Source organism: Paenibacillus mobilis (genome assembly GCF_058267595.1).
On the sequence record NZ_JBZCMS010000010.1, the window covers coordinates 48,120 to 64,957 of the forward strand.

Below are 16,838 nucleotides of genomic sequence, written 5' to 3' on the forward strand. Positions count from 1 at the left end.
ATGAAATCGAATCCGGAGCCTTGGGAAATCAAGGCCGCCGTCCTAAACACGGATCGAAAAACTTCGCGGTCATCCGCATCTTTTCTTCGTGTCCAAGTACCAAATCATCTATAAATCATTATCTGGCACCCTCAAAATGAAGTCAACATACGTACCGGGAGTATACTATGAAAGTTAAATGAAGAAATCATGAAGATGCAGAGCCATACCGCAAAAGTCTGAGTCCGTTCAAAATGACAAGAATTGTGCTTCCCTCATGCCCGATTACGCCTAGCGGAAGCGGAATTCCCGCTCCAAAATTGCTGGCCACAAGCAAAGTAATTACGGCGACGGCAAACACGATATTCTGTTTGACGATTTTCCGGCTGCGCCGGGCCAGCGCAATCGCCCCGGCGATACGGTCGATGTCGTCGTTCATAAGCACGACGTCCGCCGCATCGAGCGCGGCCCCGCTTCCGGCGCCCATGCCGATGCCGACATTTGCAGCCGCCAGCGCCGGCGCGTCGTTCACGCCGTCGCCGACCATTACCACGCCGCCGAACTCCTCGCGCAGCCGCTGGATCTCGCCGGCTTTATCCTGCGGCAGCAGGCCGCTCAGCACCAGGTCGATGCCGGCTTCCGCCGCAATTGCTTGGGCTGTCGCTTCATTGTCGCCGGTCAGCATCGCTGCTCGGATTCCCATTTTATGCAGACGGCTGATCGCGGCTTTGGCTACCGGTCGAACTTCATCCCTAAGCGCCAGCAAACCGACCGGCACGCCGTCCCGGCTTATGACGGATACCGTCTTCCCGGCGATTTCAAGCTTGCGGACCTGTTCTGCCCACCAAATCTGCTCCGGAAGCGGGTCTTCACCAAGCCCACTCTCTGCCGGATCGGCTTTCCCTATGCTCCAGGCCTCTCCTAGGATCACGGCTTCAACTCCCCAGCCTGTGACGGCTTTCATTTCGTTAATCGGCAGAAGTTCCAGCCCACGCCGCGCGGCCTCCGCTACCACGGCCTTAGCCAGCGGGTGCGAGGAAAGCTGCTCCGCCGATGCGGCCATTTGCAGCAAACGGTTTTTGTCTTCGCCTTCTTTAACGATCAAATCCGTCACAACCGGTTTGCCCAGGGTCAGCGTGCCGGTTTTGTCGAAGGCGACAATCCGCGTTTCCGCCAAATTCTGAACGTGTACGCTGCCCTTGAACAAGATGCCTTTTCTTGCGCTGCTGGAGATGGCCGACAGCATAGCGGGCATAATGGAGGCCACAAGCGCACAAGGCGAGGCGACAACCAGGAATACCATAGCCTTGTAAAAGGCTTCGCCCCACGACCAGCCGAACAGCAGCGGCGACAACCCTATAAGCAGTACGGTGGCTCCAACCACCGTTCGGGCGTAAATCCCCTCAAACTTCTCGATAAAACGCTGGGAAGCGGGCACCGCTTCCTCGGCTTCTTCGACGAGAGCGATGATTTTGGCGAACAACGTGCCTTCTGCCGGCCCCGACACTTCCACATAAAGTGCGTTTTCCCCATTCAGCGTGCCTGCATAAACCTGATCGCCGACCGTTTTGTCGACCGGGAGGGACTCCCCCGTAATCGAGGCCTGATTCACTGCGGACGAACCGCTTTGCACGATCCCGTCCGCCGGAATAATTTCTCCGGGCCGGACAAGCACCAGGTCCTCTGCGGCCAGCTCGCCTACCGGCACCATTTCCATCCCTCCGCCGCTGACCCGGACCGCTTTCTCCGGTCTGAGCGCCATCAGCGACGAGATGCTTTTGCGGCTCTGATCACTGGCAAACGACTCCAGCGCGCCGCTAAGCGCAAAAATAAAAATCAGCATGGCCCCTTCATTCCAGTAGCCGATAGAGGCTGCTCCCAGCGCTGCCGCGATCATCAGCAGATTGACGTCGAGATCCCGGTCCTTGATCAGCGTCACCGCTCCTTCTTTGGCTTTGGTCCAGCCTCCTACCCCGTAGGCCGTCACGTATAACAGGATAGAAAGCACATGCGACCAATGGTCCGCACCCCACCCCGCCAGCATGAGAAGGCCGCTGCCAAGCGCTTGCAGCATTTCCGTATGCCGCAGCAGCGCAAGAAGCGGCAGTTTGCGTCTATTTCTCGGGTCCCTTCCTCCAATCGCCTCGCTGACCGTTATTGCCCGTTTTTCCAATGCCTGCATCCAATAACCCTTCTTTCCTTAAATTGGGTAGTACTCCCTCTTGCCACAGCTCCCTTTAAAAAAACTCAAATGAGAATGAGAAGCATTTTTAGTCCCCTTAAAATGACACATGCTGCTCCGGGCAAGCCCGAAGCAGCATCTTATTGAGAATGATAATCATTTTTGCAATTATACAAATTTGTTTCCTTCATGAAACTTAAATTTATTATAATAGCCTCCGGTCAGGAAGTAAATAGGCGCAATAAAGGAAATAGGAGCAGATCACAATTTACCCAAGGAAACTGTCAAGCTCCCTTCATCCTATAAAAACTTTCTGCCCAAATATAAAAAACCTTCCGCCAAAATGACGGAAGGTTTCGGGTTTGCTTATCCAGCTATTGCTAATCCTATAAACCGCTGAAGCCCGGCTTAGTAATCCGCGCTGCTCTTAAGTCCTTGGGCAATCGCCACGCCGCCGCTGGAGCCCAATCTAGATGCACCGGCTTCGACCATAGCCCGCGCGTCTTCAAGCGTTCTGACGCCGCCGGAAGCTTTGACCCCGATATCCGGGCCAACGGTTTTGCGCATCAAGGTCACATCTTCCACCGTTGCTCCGCCTTTGGAGAAGCCGGTGGAGGTTTTGACGAAATGAGCGCCTCCAGCCACGGACAGACGGCTTGCGCGTTCGATTTCTTCCTTGGTCAGCAGGCAGGTTTCCAAAATCACCTTGACCAGCTTGCCGCCGGCCGCTTCAACTACACCTTGAATATCGCGTTTTACAAACTCGTCGTCCCCGTCCTTCAAGGCTCCGACATTAATCACCATGTCGATTTCTCCGGCTCCGTCTTTGACGGCCTGGGACGTTTCAAAGGCTTTAACAGCCGGATGGGAAGCACCCAGCGGGAACCCGATCACGGTGCAAACCTTCACGTTTGGACTGTCTTTAAGCGCTTCGGCAGCCGTAGCTACCCATACCGGGTTGACGCAGACAGATGCAAAGCCGTATTCCGCAGCTTCAGCCGCCAGCTTGAGGATTTCTTCCCTGCGGGCTTCCGGCTTGAGAAGCGTATGATCGATAATTGATGCGATTGAAGAGTTGTTCATCAGTAAAGCCTCCATTGTCGTGTAACGCAGCTTCCGCTGCTGCTCCTTATCATAGCAAAGCTTGTCTTCTTTTGCACCTGAAGAGCCTTATAGGCAGCCTAGTATAAACTTGAAATCCGTACGTTAGCAGGCAGCTTGAACGGATTCTCCTTGTTAATGTGATCGTAGAACATAATCCCGTTTAAATGATCGATCTCATGCTGCATCACAATCGCGGCAAATCCCCGGAAGCGCAGCAGCATTTCCTTGCCGTCCCGATCCCAGGCTTTGATCTGCACCCTCTCGTAACGGGGGACAAAACCCTGCACAGCCCGGTCGACGGATAGGCAGCCTTCGCTTTCGGGCAAATAGGTCATGGCTTCGGAGTGGCTGATAATCTTCGGATTAAAAAAAACCAGCTCTCTTAGATTTCCGGCATCGTCCGCAAAATAAGCGGCAAACATTCTTTTGTTCAGGCCGATCTGGTTGGCGGACAGCCCTACGCCTGCCCGGAGTTTGTATTTCTTGGCTATCTCTTCGTCCTGGCTGTTCTTCAGAAACAGCAGCATGGCATCCATTTCCGCAAGGTCCTCAGCCGTAGGCGGAATGCTTACGGGTTCTGTTACGGTTCTTAGAATCGGGTCTCCTTCACGGACAATATCATCCATGGTTATGATTGAATCGCTTGAAAATTTCATATGTAAAATCGTCATCCACCTTTGTTTTCTTATGCGGTTTATTCTTCTAAATAGGACTTATTATCATTTCGGAACGCTTATAAATTAGCATTACCATGCCCCTTTTGTCAAAAAATGCTACAATCTTTTCATAAAGGGCTTCTTTAAAGGACCCGACCTTTCCGGCAGGATAAGTTTTCCTTGGATTAAGCGTTTTCAGCTTGCTTCATTGCCCAAATTATGGTATACAGATTAAACTAACGCTTTATTCAGCTAAACTTCCTCAGCCGGCTCCGCCGTGATTTTTCCCGGCCGTTCCTGCACTTTTTTTCTTCCTATTGTTTAATATGCCTGCTAATGCGTGTACAAATAATCATACTCTATTTTAGACACATAAGATCGAGTACAAACCGAGCAAGCTTACTATATAAGATGAGCGATACAGGAGGACCTATGAGCGAAGACGGACATGTAACTTCACCCAAACGTGTTCCGGTCCAGCGAGACCGGTATGCAAGACTTAAGAAGCTGAAAGAGGAGCAGATCCTGAAGTGGAAACCTGTAAAAATCCAGCTGGCCCACTATTGGATCGACAATGAGAAAACGCAAATGAGCCGAAAAATGACAAGAGGTGCGGTGCACTTCTGCAATTTTGGCGAAAATATAGGATGCGAACAAAACGAAGAACGGCCGGTTATCATTATCTCCAATAATACGGTTAATTCGACTTCAGGAAACGTGCTGGTCATCCCGCTGACCAAAAACTTGAAAGCCAAAACCAACTTCAAAACCGGACAAGCCGTATTAACTAAAGACGGGCTGCCGGTACCCAGATTTCAAAGCCATTATTTCCTTTTTAAACATAAATACGACTTTCTGGCCTTTGATTCTGCTGCCAAAACCGAAGAAACGACATCTGTCAGCAAGGTTCGACTCAAGGAACACCTCGGCAATTTGGACGAAGAAGACATCAACCGGCTTGAAAACCGTGTCAAATGGACGTTTGGGCTTTAAAAAAAAGCGCAGAATTACTGTTGACAATAACCTACGAAAAGGTTACTATTATGCCAAGAAGTTTTTTGTGCATACATGTAGTTTATATGTCATCCGCCTTGTCGTGGATAAAATCACACGTTATACGTGTCTTGAGTCTGAAATAGGAGCCTAGTGCTCCTTTTTCCATTTCTGCGTTGTTTTTTTGCTTGGATCAGGCATAAAATTCCTGTTTGTAGATAGGATTATAATATGTCGCTCACCGGGTCGTGGGCAAAGTCACCCCGCCAACTTTATGACGGGGATTATTTGTGCCCGGATGTACCCTAACCCTGCCGCTCCCGGAAAGCTTCCTTGTTGTTTTTTTACCCCTCTGGTTTAAAGTTAATCAAGGTTTTCCCTTTTTATTTCGGCACTTCAGTTTTAGCCCCCGCTGCGGATCCGTTTGGCTCAAGCCCTTTCAGAAACGCCTTCAAAGCGTATTGCAGACTTTCTTTCCAGGCGTAAGGCAGGCCAAAGGCTTCTTCCCGGGAGAGCGAAACAAATCCGTGCAGGAGGCTGCGGAGCCCGCGCACCGCATGAATGGCCTCGTCTCCGTAAATGCCCCGCCGCTTCATTTGCTCCAGCATGATTTCAACAACAGGTTCTCCCGCCGCTTGGATCGCCGGATCCTGCGGACGTTGGGCGAGCGCATACAAGCCCGGGTGGTCCTGGGCAAAATTCAAATAGGCTTCTACCATCGGATAAAATCCTTCCTGCTCTTTATCTTTATTCTCCAACGCTTCTTTCATCCCCCTGTACAGCTCGTGCAGGCCGTATACGGCCAGCTTGGAGCGCAGGTCAGGCAACCCTTTTATATGGTTATACAGCGACGGCGGCCGGACATTCAGCTGTTTCGCCAGCAAAGCGAGCGTTACCGCCTCCGCGCCCAACGTATCGGCCAGTCCGGCCGCAGTTTGAAGCACATAGGACTCATCCAATCCGGCTCTAGGCATCCAGCTTCCCTCCATTTGGGGTATGGCCCCGTTTGTACAGCGCTTGCTCGGCATCCGCCAAAGCCTGTTTCATCGCGGCCGCCGGCTCTTTCAGCATACGCCCGTGCCCGACTCCCAGCAGGGTCGGTTTTAACTCGATCAGCCTGCAGGCGGACCGTACCGCCTCTTCGGCATTCCAGGTGGCGATTGCCGGGAACGGGAACAGCGGCTTCAACCGTCCGGATACCGCCACGCCTCCCCGCACCTGAAAAGCATCCCCCGCGATCAGACTTCCGTTCCGTTCATCATAAAAGGCCATGGAGCCCGGCGTATGGCCGGGGCTGCCGACGGCCAGCAGCGGACCCAGCTTATCCCCGTCCCGGAGCAAAAGGTCTGCCCGGGTTGTGATTCCGGATGGAACCGAGCCGCGGATCGGCATCTGAGGTTCCCCCGGATCCAGCGACCGGTCCCCGGCCAGCAGCCGCGAATCCCGCTCGGAAATCGCGACCTTGACGCCGGGGACGGCGTTTTTTAATCCATCCAACGCTCCGACATGGTCGTCATGCGCGTGCGTAAGCACGATCGTGCCCAGCGGTTTTCCCGTTTTCTCCACTGCCCGCAAGATCCCCTTTACGCTGAAAGGCAAAGCCGCGTCAATCAGCACTACTTCGTCCTCCAGCTCCACCAGATAACAATTTACCGGAAACAGACGGGGCAAAAAGCTGAGCTGGGTAACCTGCCTGCAGGTTGTCATTTTCATCTCTCCATACTCCTCCCAAAAAATAAAACTAATGATATTAGTTAATATAAACTAATATCATTAGTTTTGTAAAGCCCTTTTAAGAATGGCGTACGTTATGCAGCTTTCCGGAGAGCAAACTTCGGTTAGATACCGGAGCACCTGCCAGCCCCAGCCCCCCCTCTTTCCGTTTGGCCTGTTTATAAGCATACATTTGTTGGTCTGCCTCTTGAAACAGGCTTTCCGCCTGTCCAAAAGCGCATTCGGCATAAGCGTATCCGATAGAGATGCTCATCCAGGTGCCTGGCTCTACGCCAGGCGTTGCATCCGCGGTTTCTTTCATCGTCCGGATCAGCGCCTCGCTCTCTTCAAGCGTATGGCCCAGAATCAGCAGGGCGAATTCGTCGCCCCCGATTCGGCTGATCCGCACACATTCAGAGGCGAACTGCTTTAGCATCTCTGCCGCTGCTCGGATGTATTCGTCGCCCTTCTTATGTCCCAGCGAGTCATTGATCAGCTTCAGGTTGTCCATGTCACAAATAACAAGCGTAAGGGAGATATCCTCCCTTTTGTCCAGGAGAAGCAGCTGCTCCTCAAAATACTCCCGGCTGTGGACGCCGGTCATGAGGTCATGGTCGATCCGGTACTTCAGCTTCTCCTGCAGCTCCATTTTGGATTGCACATTCCTTAAGATCCCCTGGACCGCAACCACCTTATCCTTTTTGTACACGGGACTCAGGTTATCCTCAAACCAGGCGTACTCTTCTTCGGGCAGCTTCAGCCGGCACAACAGCGTCTCTTCAAACCCGGTTGTCTCCCTGAACCTGCGGATAAAAGGTTCATAGTCCTCGGGGTGCAGCAAGGAAAACAGCAGCTCAGGCCGTTTGTACGCCCGTTTCCCCTGCTCCGGACCGAGGATTTTCTCAAGCGGAGGACAAGTAAAGCAGATTTGGGGCTCCGGCTTTAATTCCAGATAATAAATAAAGTCGTTCGATTGTTCAGGAAATCGGAGCTGGCCAAGCTTCCTCCCGACCATACCTATAGATTTTGTAGGATTCTGTCTGCTAAATATCCATAACAAAACCGTTAACAGTCCTAACGCAAAAAAACAGCCGCTAACAAAAGCCCAACCCAGCAAAGGATCACCTTCTTACCAAGTTCCTTGACACACAGCCCGTCAGCCCTCAGTTATACATTTAAATACTATTCGTCATCTATGTCTGAATTCCTAGCGAAAATCCAAATCTCTATGAAATAAGTACCATTTTTTATAAAAATAACATCTGGCTCCGTTTAAAGACAGGCCCCGCCATCGTTCAATCTATCACCTGCCAGGCAGGCAGCGCGGATAAAATCCCATCACCAGAGAGATATCTCCCTCGGGATAAAAAAACGGGCGACTCCGTCACCCGTTTTCTTCTGCTGCGTTATTTAGCTGTTTACTTAAATTTCTTCCAATCCTGCGGGCTATTGTTCAGCAAATATTCAAAGCTGCTTTCCAGCCGCTTCTGCTCTTCCTTCCGGGCTTCCTCTACCCGCTTCCGCTCCTGTTCCTTGCGGTTTTCTTCCTCGCGTTTCATGTCCGCCGCCTGTTCCTTCAGCTTGCTGACCACTTCCGGATTCAGCAAATCCTTAAGCGTTGCGGCTGTATTTTCTTCACGGCCAGAAGCGTTGTTTGTTCCGCGATTTTTCTTCGCCACCTGCGGCCACCTCCGTTATTCGTTGATTTCAAGCCCTTTCGTTTCTTTACCCAGAAACCAAACAGCAGCGGCGCCAACCAGCACCGTTATAAAAAACATCGTAAATATCGCCGAGATCGATACCGCCTGATCCCGCATGTAGCCGACCAGCAGCGGCCCGAGCACGCCGCCGATCCGGCCGAAAGCCGTAGCCATGCCAACTCCGGTGGACCGCAGCTTTGTCGAATATTGCTCCGGACTGTACGCATACATGGCGCCCCAGGCCCCAAGATTAAAGAAAGACAAACACACACCGGCCGTAAGCAGCGAAGCCTCCGAAGCGGCATGTCCGAACCAGAAAGCGCTGAGCGCCGTCATGATCAAATACACGACAAGCACAAACTTGCGGCCGAACCGCTCGATGAAGTAGGCTGCCGTGAAATAACCCGGCAGCTGCGCGATCGTCATGAGCAGCACATATTCGAAGCTCTTCACCATGCTGTAGCCTTTGGCCTCCATAACCGTAGGAAGCCATAAAAACATGCCATAATAAGAAAAAACTACGGTAAACCATAAAATCCACAGCATGATCGTAGAACGGCGCGCCCCGGGCGACCAGACCCGGGAGAAACGTTCTCCAAACGAAAGCTTCGGCTCCAGCCTGCGGTTTAAATACTCCGGCGAATCTTCAATCGCCCGGCGGAGATACAATCCATACAGAGCCGGTACGGCGCCGATGACAAAAGCCGCCTGCCAGCCGTATTTCGGAATGACAAAATACGAGACGACCGCGGCGGCAATCCAGCCGACCGCCCAAAAGCTCTCCAGCAGGACCACGGCCTGGCCCCGGTCCTTAACGGCGACCGATTCCGACACCAGCGTGGAGGCGACCGGAAGCTCTCCGCCCAGGCCAACCCCGACTATAAAGCGCAGCAGGCAAAGAACGGCAAAACCTGTGGCGAGAGCCGAAAGGCCGCTGGCTACTGAAAAAATAAGCAGCGTCCACAGCAATACCGCCTTGCGCCCGAAACGGTCGGCAAAGCTGCCCGCAAGGGCGGCGCCAAACACCATGCCGATCGCGTTGATGCTGGTTAAAACCCCGATCTGGGAAGAGGTAAGCGACCATTTTTTAGCCAAATCGGTAACGACGAAGGACAGCAATCCGACATCCATCGCATCAAACAGCCAGCTGATTCCCGCGCTGAACAGCAATTTACGCTGCTTGGGCTGCCGGAGCAACTCGATACCGCTCATATGTATCCTCCATTCCGGGCTTTGGGCCCGAAGGTTGGTTAATTGTGAATATTCGAATAAAACAAAGCCATCCGCGGACACCCCGGCATGCTCCGGCGGACCCGCGGTGGTTCCTGTTTTGATTAGTTTGCTTGAAATAAGCATCGTCATTCACAAAGCTAACGTTTAAAGCTTATTATACCTTTATTTCTGCTTTTTTCTATCTTTTATAACTGTTGTTCAGCATAATTTTGCGGGGTTTTCTTACCGGCCGCCAGCATTCTGCCAATGAAAAAAACGGCCAGGAACAGCAGCATGATAAAGGATGACCAGCGGTACATCACCGCATACCCGGAATGGGAAGCCACGATGCCCAGCAGCATGGAGCCGGCCGCAACGCCAAAGTCGATGGAGTTGTAATACAGGCTGTTAACTGCGCCATGGCTGGTGGACGGGCTTTCCCGCAGCATCCAGGCCTGGGTGGCCGGCTGAATCGCCCCGAATCCGAGTCCGTAGAGCAAAGCCGAAACGACCAGCAGGGGCAGGCTGTGCACATAGGAAAGCAGCATAAGGCTTGCAAAAACGACCAGACCGGCGGGAACCAGCACGGCCGCAGGGCCTTTGCTGTCGAACAGCCGGCCGGAGATCGGACGAATGATCAGCACGGTTACCGCGTTAAACAGGAAAAACAGGCCGATCTGGGCCAGATGGATTTCTTTGCCGTATAGGGCCAGGAAGCCGAGCAGACTGCCGTAGGTTAAGGACAGCAGCGCGTTCAGCAGCGCAGGCAGCGCGATCTTTTTATTGATGTAGCGGGGCGCCTTCACAGGTCCTCCCTCTCCATGTTTCATTGGATGCGCCTGTGACCGGACAGGCTGAGGGGGAACGCTGCGGCTAACCAGCAGAAGCGGCACGATCAATAATACCGACAAGGTTCCCAATCCTGTCAGCGGCTTGAAACCGAAGCCGTCCATGACGGAAAGGCCGATCATCGGCCCGAAGGACATCGCCAGACTGGTTGATAATCCGAAGTAACCGATGCCTTCACCGAGGCGGAGTTTAGGAATAATCTGCGAAACAAGCGTGGGCATCACGGTGCTTGCCATCCCGAAACCGATGCCAAACAAGACGCGCAGTGCCAATACGGCGCCCATCGAACCGGCAAATCCGTATAAAACCGTGGCAATGGCTGCTAAAATCAAACCGATAAACAAAACCACGTTCCTGTGGACTTTTTTTAATACGGGAACGATCGCAAGCCGGGTCCCGATCGCGGATAAAGCAAACAAACTTGTCACAAGACTGACCGTAAAGTCATTCGGATGAAAACGGTCCTTCACATAGGCGGGGAAAGGAGACAGCAGCATTTGCAGGCTTAAAAACAAAAGCAGGTAACTTACGGTAAGCACAATAAACGATTGGGTCCAAAGCTTTTCCGGTTTCTCCAAACTTTCAGATGTCTGACTATTGATGTTCAACACTCCTGTTCTTTGTATCTTTATATAAAAACCTTCGCCACTATGCGCGGCTGTTTACTCGTGTAAAGGCAGATGCTCCGCATTGCGGATTACCCGCCGCAGCAGCTCCACAAGCTGCATATATTCCTCTTCCGTAAATCCTGCGCTGGCTTCTTTCATAGCGGCCTGCTCCAAAGGTTCGATTTCCCGGACTTTAGCGTTCCCCTCAGGGGTAATGTACACCCGGAAAGAACGGCGGTCCTTCGTCCCTTCCACCCTGCGGATCAGGCCTTTCTCCTCCAGCACCACCAGGATGCGGGTTGTGGTCGGTTTGTCTTTCTCCGCGCGTCTGCCGATCTCCCGCTGAATCATTCCTTCCTCTTCGCTGATCCGGTAAAGCACCGCCCATTGCTCAGGCGTAAGGTTGTGGTCCCTCAACTGCTGCTGAAACAGCTGCGCCACCTTCCGGTAAGCGACGCCAAGTAAAAAACCAAGCGACTGGTCCAGTCCCCTGCTCACAAGAAAACCCCCTATTTTTAAATAGTTGTTATAACAACTATATCGAAGGATTGCTGTTATTGTCAACTGGAGCCGCAAGGAAAAGTCCGGGATTTGGACGCAGAAATTGGGCATCAGGAAAAATGTGCTCAAAAAAAAGCGGACAGGCTGTCCGCTTTGGATTTATTGCTGTTATGGATTTTGAAAGAAAAACGATTCAACTTACAGGGAAAAATATTTCCCGATCATATCGGCAATGGCCTGGCTCTTCAAAGGTTTGCTCATATAATCGTCCATGCCGGCGGCGAGGCATTTCTCGCGATCGTCCGCCAGCGCATTAGCGGTAACAGCGACAATGACGGGACGCTGGTCCCGGGCATACTCCCGGTTGAGGATCCGAGCGGCTTCCAGCCCGTCCAGGCCTGGCATCAGCACATCCATAAAGATCATATCGAAGGCGCGAGCTTTCACCGCATCAAGCACCGCATGACCGTTATCGACGACCTCTACTTGATGGCCCTGCTTTTCCAGCATCTTCAGGATCACCTTCTGGTTGATCTCATTATCCTCGGCGACCAGCACCGATAGCACCCGTTTTTTAATTTCATTTTTCGGCTCTGCCGAACCGGCGATGCCGGATGGGGCCGGTTGTTCAGGCAGCGCTTCGATCGCAATCGTAAAATTAAAGGTGCTCCCCTGCATCGGCTTGGATTCCTCCAGCCAAATCTTTCCTCCCATGAGCTCTACAAGCTGCTTGGAAATGGCCAGGCCCAGGCCTGTGCCTTCGCTTTTCCGGTTCATGTAATCATCCAGCTGGTAAAAAGGCTCGAACAAACGCTCGCTCTGCGGCTCAGGAATGCCGATGCCCGTGTCCCGGACTGTGAATTGAAGCTTAAGCTTGCCTTTTCCCGCTTTGACATCCTGAGGCACTTGGTTTACAGTCAGCAGCACCGAACCTTCAAACGTATATTTGACCGCATTTCCGATCAGGTTGACCAGCACCTGCTTCAGCTTGCCGATATCTCCGGTCAGCAAATCCGGCACATCCGCCGCCACTTCGTAAGATAACGACAGCCCTTTCTCAGCAGCTTGCGTAGACAGCAGCAGCACCGTTTCCTTCAGGCATTCCCTTAAACTGAAAGTGCTGGCGAGCAGCGGCGTTTTGCCCGACTCCAGCTTGGAAAAGTCCAGGATATCATTAATGATGCTGAGCAGCAGCTCCCCGCTTTTGCGGATCATTTTCGCGTATTCGATCTGGTTCTCATTAAGCCCTCCGGAATCCATCAGCAGATCGGCCATTCCGATCACCCCGTTCATCGGCGTCCGGATCTCGTGGCTCATCATCGCCAGAAACTGGCTTTTCGCCTTATTGGTCCGTTCGGCGGCTTCCTTGGCCACCATGAGCTTTTTCTGCTCGGAAATATCTTTGGCAATGACATAAAGACCCACCTGCTCGCCGTTGATAATGATAGGAGCAAAGGTAGACAGCACTTCGGTTGCCGTTCCGTTTCGGTGAATAATCTGCTTGATCAGATTTTCATTGATCTGTCCTTCAAAGATCGGCGGCAGCGTATCCTCTCCGACATATTTGGCAAAGGGCTCCCCGGACAATTCAGAGGCTTGAAAGCCGGTCATATGTTCCGCCACTTTATTGGCGTTGATAATCCGCCCCTGCAGGTTCAAGGAAAAAACAGCGTCATAATTGTATTTTTTCAGCGAGGTATAACGTTCAACCGTTTCCTGCAGCTGCATCTCTACGATTTTCCGTTCCGTAACATCCTGAATCGTCCCGTTCATGGTCATTGGCGCGCCGTCCTCGCCGCGGGTTACCGTTGCCCGCAGATGCAAATAATGCAGGCTGTCCGCGGTACGGTATATTCCGTTTAAATCACCGCCGTCGAGCGTGTTCCCGACGGCTTCCTCCAGCAGGGGAAGATCCTCGGGATGAATGCACCGGATGAGCTCCGATAACGAAGCCACCACGCCTTCCTTCCCGCATCCGAACATGCGGCACAAAGAATCGGACAACGTCACTTTTCCGGAAGCGATATCCCACTCCCAAACGCCGATTGAGGTAATATCCATGGCCTGCTGGAGAATAAGTTCCTGGCGGGTCCGCTCCGAAATATCCCGAGCCACTGCTACGATGGCCTGCGTTCCTTCCTGCTCCATCCGGTTAACCGCCATTTCAAACGGTATATTTGGTCCTGCCGCGCTTCTTATCCAACAAGTCTCCGCCCCTTCTCCCGCCTCAAAAAGCTTCTCTATCCGTTCATGGTCTTCCGGACGGCAGAACTCCAAAAAACTTCTGCCCGTTATCTGATCCGGCTTAAAACCAAGAAGCTTTTCGACAGAGGGAGAAACCGACAAACAGATTCCTTCCCGTGTAAAGCAGTACACGATATCCGGTATGTGTGCAAGTACTTCAGCTGACTCTGTCGGTTTGTTCATGCCGTGCAGCGCTCCTGTCTGAAATTATATAAAATTTGTCATAAAATCAAGTCTCTATGTCTACATATCTAACAGACATTCATAGATTAGTCAATAAAACAAAAGAAAACCAACCTGAAAGCAGGCGGTTTTCTCTTGACTTGTTTTTTTTATAATTTGAAAACTCTACTATTAAAGCGTGTTAAACGTATCGGTCAGCACCGGAACGATTTGGGATTTGCGGGATACTACGCCTTTAAGTACGGCTTTGTTGTTCTCAAGCGTTACGTTATAGGCTTTTTCTACCGCAGCGGCTTTGTCGCCCAGAGCGATACCGACGGAGTCGTTGTTCAGGATGTCCGTTACGACGAACAGGAACAGGTCGAGCCCTTTGTCGGAAATAATGCCGGACAATGCCGCTTCCAGTTCAGCCTGACGGCTCAGCACGTCGTTCACGTCCACCGCATTGACCTGAGCGATTTCCACTTTGGAGCCGCCCATCTGGAATTCTTTTGCGTCCAGGGATACGAGATCCGCGATCGTTTTCTGGCTCAGATCCGCACCTGCTTTCAGCATGTCCAGACCATAGGCTTCGGCTTCCACGCCGGCGATTTTAGCCAGTTCGCGCGCGGCAGCCACATCTTCATCCGTGCAGGTAGGAGATTTGAACAACAGGGAATCGGAGATAATAGCGGACAGCATCAAACCTGCAATATTAGCCGGAATTTCTACGCCGTTCTCCTTGTACAGCTTCTTCAAAATGGTCGCCGTGCAGCCGACAGGCTCAGCGCGGTAGTACAGCGGGCCGCTCGTTTCGAAATTCGCGATGCGGTGATGGTCGATGACCTCAATTACACGTACTTTATCAATATCGGAAACGCTTTGCTGACGTTCGTTGTGATCCACCAAAATGACCTCTTTGGCTTCCTCCGCCGCCGCTTCAACAAGACGGGGAGCTTTCGCTCCGAACCGTTCCAGCGCAAATTGGGTTTCTCCGTTTACCGTCCCCAGGCGGACCGCTTCCGCGTCCATTCCCAGCTGCTGTTTCAGGTAAGCGTAGGCAATTGCCGAGCAAATCGTGTCCGTGTCTGGATTTTTATGACCAAAGACCAATACTTTTCCCATTTCGACTCTCCTCTTCCATTCTGTTTTGGCGAGACAAGTATACCCTATCTCGGGATTTCCTATCAAGATTATACCCGAAAAGCTGCTTTAATCCTATGATTTTAATAGGAATAAAAGGAAAACACTTTCCGGATCAGGCCTCCGGTGTTTCCCCTAGTAGCTGCAAACGGCTCCGCAATCCGGTAATGTGGGCTGTGTGATGATTCCCGTGCCAGGCGTAATTGCCCAAAGCATAGTCTAACCGGATGACAGCGCCTGATTCGGGATGAAGGAAAGGACGCGCAAAGTTTTCCTCGTTCATGGAACGTAGCAGAATAACCCATCTCTTATGCAGCGCTTCGAGCAGCGTCAAAGAGATGCCGATCTGCTCGCTGAGTCCGTCAGCCAGGTTCGCCCAACGGTCTTCATAATAAGGTTTGATCGTGGGCGTCTCTTCGGTCAACGCCAGCTTAAAGCGGGTCAAGCTGTTCATATGGCTGTCCGCCACGTGATGCACGACTTGGATTACCGTCCAGCCTCCGTCCCGATAAGGCAACTTCAGCTGCTCCGCGGTAAGTCCCGCAACCGCGGCTTTAAGCTTGCCCGGCAGCTCTTCGATTTCCTTGATCCAGCGCTCTCGCTGCTCCGCCGAAATTTCGCCTTCCCATTCAAAGTGGCCGATCGGATACCTTAAATCCTGTTCCATCCTTTCCATCCTCCCTTTCGATTAAAAACTTCAGCTGCCTGCGTACTTATTTCCCCTTCTAATTCGTTATTATAAATAAGAAGTTTCTGTCTGTGGGCCGTTGTTTTGATATAATGCAAATAAATCCGGCCCCGAACGGCCTGCTGCCCCATATCTTGCATCTATAAGGAGGATTCCGATTGAAAATCTTAGTGCTCGGCGGTACACGTTTCTTTGGAAAAAAACTGGTGGAGAAGCTGATCGAAGCCGGAGACGAGGTTACGATAGCGACCCGCGGGCTCGCGGAAGATCCGTTTGGCGACCAGGTAACAAGGGTTCACACCGACCGTCAGGAAAAAGCTTCCCTTCAAGCCCTGGCTGCGTACGGTCCATGGGACATTATTTACGACAACATCTGTTATGCTTCTGCAGATGCCGCCGATGCGGTCGAAACCTTTGGCGGCCTTACCGCAAGATACATATTGACTTCAACTTTATCCGTTTACGACCAGGGGCATGAAGCCTGGAAGGAAAGCGATGTCGATACCCTGCATCATCCGGTGACGTCTGGAAGAAGCAAGGATTTCAGCTATGCCGAGGGCAAACGCCAGGCCGAAGCCGTTTTGTTCCAGCAGGCGCGGTTCTCGGCCGCGGCCATGCGGATTCCTTTTGTGATCGGGGAGGACGACTACACGGAGCGGATGCTTTTTCATGTAAAAAAAGCCCGCGAAGGCGCGGCCGTTCAAGCTTTTAATCCGGAAGCCCGGGTCTCCTTTATTTCCTCCGAGGAAACGGCACGGTTTCTGTTCTGGCTGGGCCGGAGCACCTTGGAGGGGCCTGTAAACGCGGCTTCGGACGGAACCTTGTCTTTGGCTGAGATTATGCAGACGGTCCGCGAGGTGACGGGCGAACGCGCAGAGATCGAAGTGATCCCGGCTTCCAGCGCACCCGACAAGGAACGTTTGACGCCTTACGCGGTTGAAGAGTCTTACGGGCTGGACACTGCAAAGGCGGAGGCTGCCGGATTTGCTTTTACCCGTATCGCCGACTGGTTGCCGGCTCTGATCCGGGCCTTGGACAAACAAGCCGCGGCGGATGCCGAGTAAGGCCTGAAGATGGCGGTCATCATTTGATTTTTTTAAAAAA

The 16,838-nt window shown here is 52.2% G+C and carries 15 protein-coding genes; 2 read left to right on the forward strand and 13 right to left on the reverse strand.

What is annotated here, in order from left to right; genetic code table 11:
* Window positions 1-187 precede the first annotated feature (187 nt).
* From AC3ZPD_RS17670 to def, 3 genes are all read right to left on the reverse strand, one after another.
* Window positions 188-2,161: a heavy metal translocating P-type ATPase gene (locus AC3ZPD_RS17670; RefSeq protein ID WP_490985601.1), complete on the reverse strand. Its 1,974-nt coding sequence runs from the start codon at window positions 2,159-2,161 to the stop codon at window positions 188-190.
* A 408-nt stretch (window positions 2,162-2,569) separates the two neighbouring features.
* Window positions 2,570-3,244, reverse strand: a complete 675-nt coding sequence (gene deoC / locus AC3ZPD_RS17675; protein ID WP_490985602.1) for a deoxyribose-phosphate aldolase — start codon at window positions 3,242-3,244, stop codon at window positions 2,570-2,572.
* 98 nt (window positions 3,245-3,342) lie between these two features.
* Window positions 3,343-3,936, reverse strand: coding sequence for a peptide deformylase (def, locus tag AC3ZPD_RS17680; protein ID WP_490985603.1), 594 nt, complete (start codon window positions 3,934-3,936; stop codon window positions 3,343-3,345).
* A gap of 417 nt (window positions 3,937-4,353) precedes the next feature.
* On the opposite strand from def, the gene AC3ZPD_RS17685 reads away from it, so the two are divergent.
* Window positions 4,354-4,914, forward strand: coding sequence for a type II toxin-antitoxin system PemK/MazF family toxin (locus AC3ZPD_RS17685; RefSeq protein ID WP_490985604.1), 561 nt, complete (start codon window positions 4,354-4,356; stop codon window positions 4,912-4,914).
* Between the two features lie 383 nt (window positions 4,915-5,297).
* Here AC3ZPD_RS17685 and AC3ZPD_RS17690 read toward each other — a convergent pair whose 3' ends face one another.
* From AC3ZPD_RS17690 to AC3ZPD_RS17735, 10 genes are all read right to left on the reverse strand, one after another.
* A complete protein-coding gene (locus AC3ZPD_RS17690; protein WP_490985605.1) occupies window positions 5,298-5,888 on the reverse strand; it encodes a TetR-like C-terminal domain-containing protein in 591 nt (196 codons plus the stop codon).
* A complete protein-coding gene (locus AC3ZPD_RS17695; RefSeq protein WP_490985606.1) occupies window positions 5,881-6,627 on the reverse strand; it encodes an MBL fold metallo-hydrolase in 747 nt (248 codons plus the stop codon). The genes AC3ZPD_RS17690 and AC3ZPD_RS17695 overlap by 8 nt, the downstream gene beginning before the upstream one ends.
* Before the next feature lie 79 nt (window positions 6,628-6,706).
* The gene (locus AC3ZPD_RS17700; protein WP_490985607.1) at window positions 6,707-7,687 is read right to left on the reverse strand and encodes a GGDEF domain-containing protein; all 981 of its coding nucleotides are present in this window, start codon (window positions 7,685-7,687) and stop codon (window positions 6,707-6,709) included.
* A gap of 358 nt (window positions 7,688-8,045) precedes the next feature.
* The gene (locus AC3ZPD_RS17705; RefSeq protein WP_490985608.1) at window positions 8,046-8,306 is read right to left on the reverse strand and encodes a YqkE family protein; all 261 of its coding nucleotides are present in this window, start codon (window positions 8,304-8,306) and stop codon (window positions 8,046-8,048) included.
* Between the two features lie 15 nt (window positions 8,307-8,321).
* Window positions 8,322-9,539: an MFS transporter gene (locus AC3ZPD_RS17710; RefSeq protein ID WP_490985609.1), complete on the reverse strand. Its 1,218-nt coding sequence runs from the start codon at window positions 9,537-9,539 to the stop codon at window positions 8,322-8,324.
* Between the two features lie 206 nt (window positions 9,540-9,745).
* Window positions 9,746-10,999, reverse strand: coding sequence for an MFS transporter (locus tag AC3ZPD_RS17715; protein WP_490985610.1), 1,254 nt, complete (start codon window positions 10,997-10,999; stop codon window positions 9,746-9,748).
* A gap of 51 nt (window positions 11,000-11,050) precedes the next feature.
* Window positions 11,051-11,494 carry a MarR family winged helix-turn-helix transcriptional regulator gene (locus AC3ZPD_RS17720; RefSeq protein ID WP_490985611.1) on the reverse strand — a complete coding sequence of 148 codons (444 nt, stop codon included), beginning with the start codon at window positions 11,492-11,494 and terminating at the stop codon, window positions 11,051-11,053.
* A gap of 201 nt (window positions 11,495-11,695) precedes the next feature.
* The gene (locus AC3ZPD_RS17725; protein ID WP_490985612.1) at window positions 11,696-13,924 is read right to left on the reverse strand and encodes a PAS domain S-box protein; all 2,229 of its coding nucleotides are present in this window, start codon (window positions 13,922-13,924) and stop codon (window positions 11,696-11,698) included.
* Between the two features lie 171 nt (window positions 13,925-14,095).
* A complete protein-coding gene (locus AC3ZPD_RS17730; protein WP_490985613.1) occupies window positions 14,096-15,028 on the reverse strand; it encodes a manganese-dependent inorganic pyrophosphatase in 933 nt (310 codons plus the stop codon).
* A gap of 133 nt (window positions 15,029-15,161) precedes the next feature.
* A complete protein-coding gene (locus tag AC3ZPD_RS17735; RefSeq protein ID WP_490985614.1) occupies window positions 15,162-15,713 on the reverse strand; it encodes a YfiT family bacillithiol transferase in 552 nt (183 codons plus the stop codon).
* Window positions 15,714-15,892: 179 nt separating this feature from the next.
* On the opposite strand from AC3ZPD_RS17735, the gene AC3ZPD_RS17740 reads away from it, so the two are divergent.
* Window positions 15,893-16,798: a Rossmann-fold NAD(P)-binding domain-containing protein gene (locus AC3ZPD_RS17740; RefSeq protein ID WP_490985615.1), complete on the forward strand. Its 906-nt coding sequence runs from the start codon at window positions 15,893-15,895 to the stop codon at window positions 16,796-16,798.
* Window positions 16,799-16,838: the final 40 nt, after the last annotated feature.

Bases quoted from the DNA above. Each gene is read 5' to 3' on its own strand.
- AC3ZPD_RS17725 (WP_490985612.1), bottom strand. From the start codon at position 13,924: ATGAACAAACCGACAGAGTCAGCTGAAGTACTTGCACACATACCGGAT.
- AC3ZPD_RS17685 (WP_490985604.1), top strand. From the start codon at position 4,354: ATGAGCGAAGACGGACATGTAACTTCACCCAAACGTGTTCCGGTCCAG.
- AC3ZPD_RS17710 (WP_490985609.1), bottom strand. From the start codon at position 9,539: ATGAGCGGTATCGAGTTGCTCCGGCAGCCCAAGCAGCGTAAATTGCTG.
- AC3ZPD_RS17735 (WP_490985614.1), bottom strand. From the start codon at position 15,713: ATGGAACAGGATTTAAGGTATCCGATCGGCCACTTTGAATGGGAAGGC.
- deoC (WP_490985602.1), bottom strand. From the start codon at position 3,244: ATGAACAACTCTTCAATCGCATCAATTATCGATCATACGCTTCTCAAG.
- AC3ZPD_RS17695 (WP_490985606.1), bottom strand. From the start codon at position 6,627: ATGAAAATGACAACCTGCAGGCAGGTTACCCAGCTCAGCTTTTTGCCC.
- AC3ZPD_RS17670 (WP_490985601.1), bottom strand. From the start codon at position 2,161: ATGCAGGCATTGGAAAAACGGGCAATAACGGTCAGCGAGGCGATTGGA.
- AC3ZPD_RS17690 (WP_490985605.1), bottom strand. From the start codon at position 5,888: ATGCCTAGAGCCGGATTGGATGAGTCCTATGTGCTTCAAACTGCGGCC.
- AC3ZPD_RS17730 (WP_490985613.1), bottom strand. From the start codon at position 15,028: ATGGGAAAAGTATTGGTCTTTGGTCATAAAAATCCAGACACGGACACG.
- def (WP_490985603.1), bottom strand. From the start codon at position 3,936: ATGACGATTTTACATATGAAATTTTCAAGCGATTCAATCATAACCATG.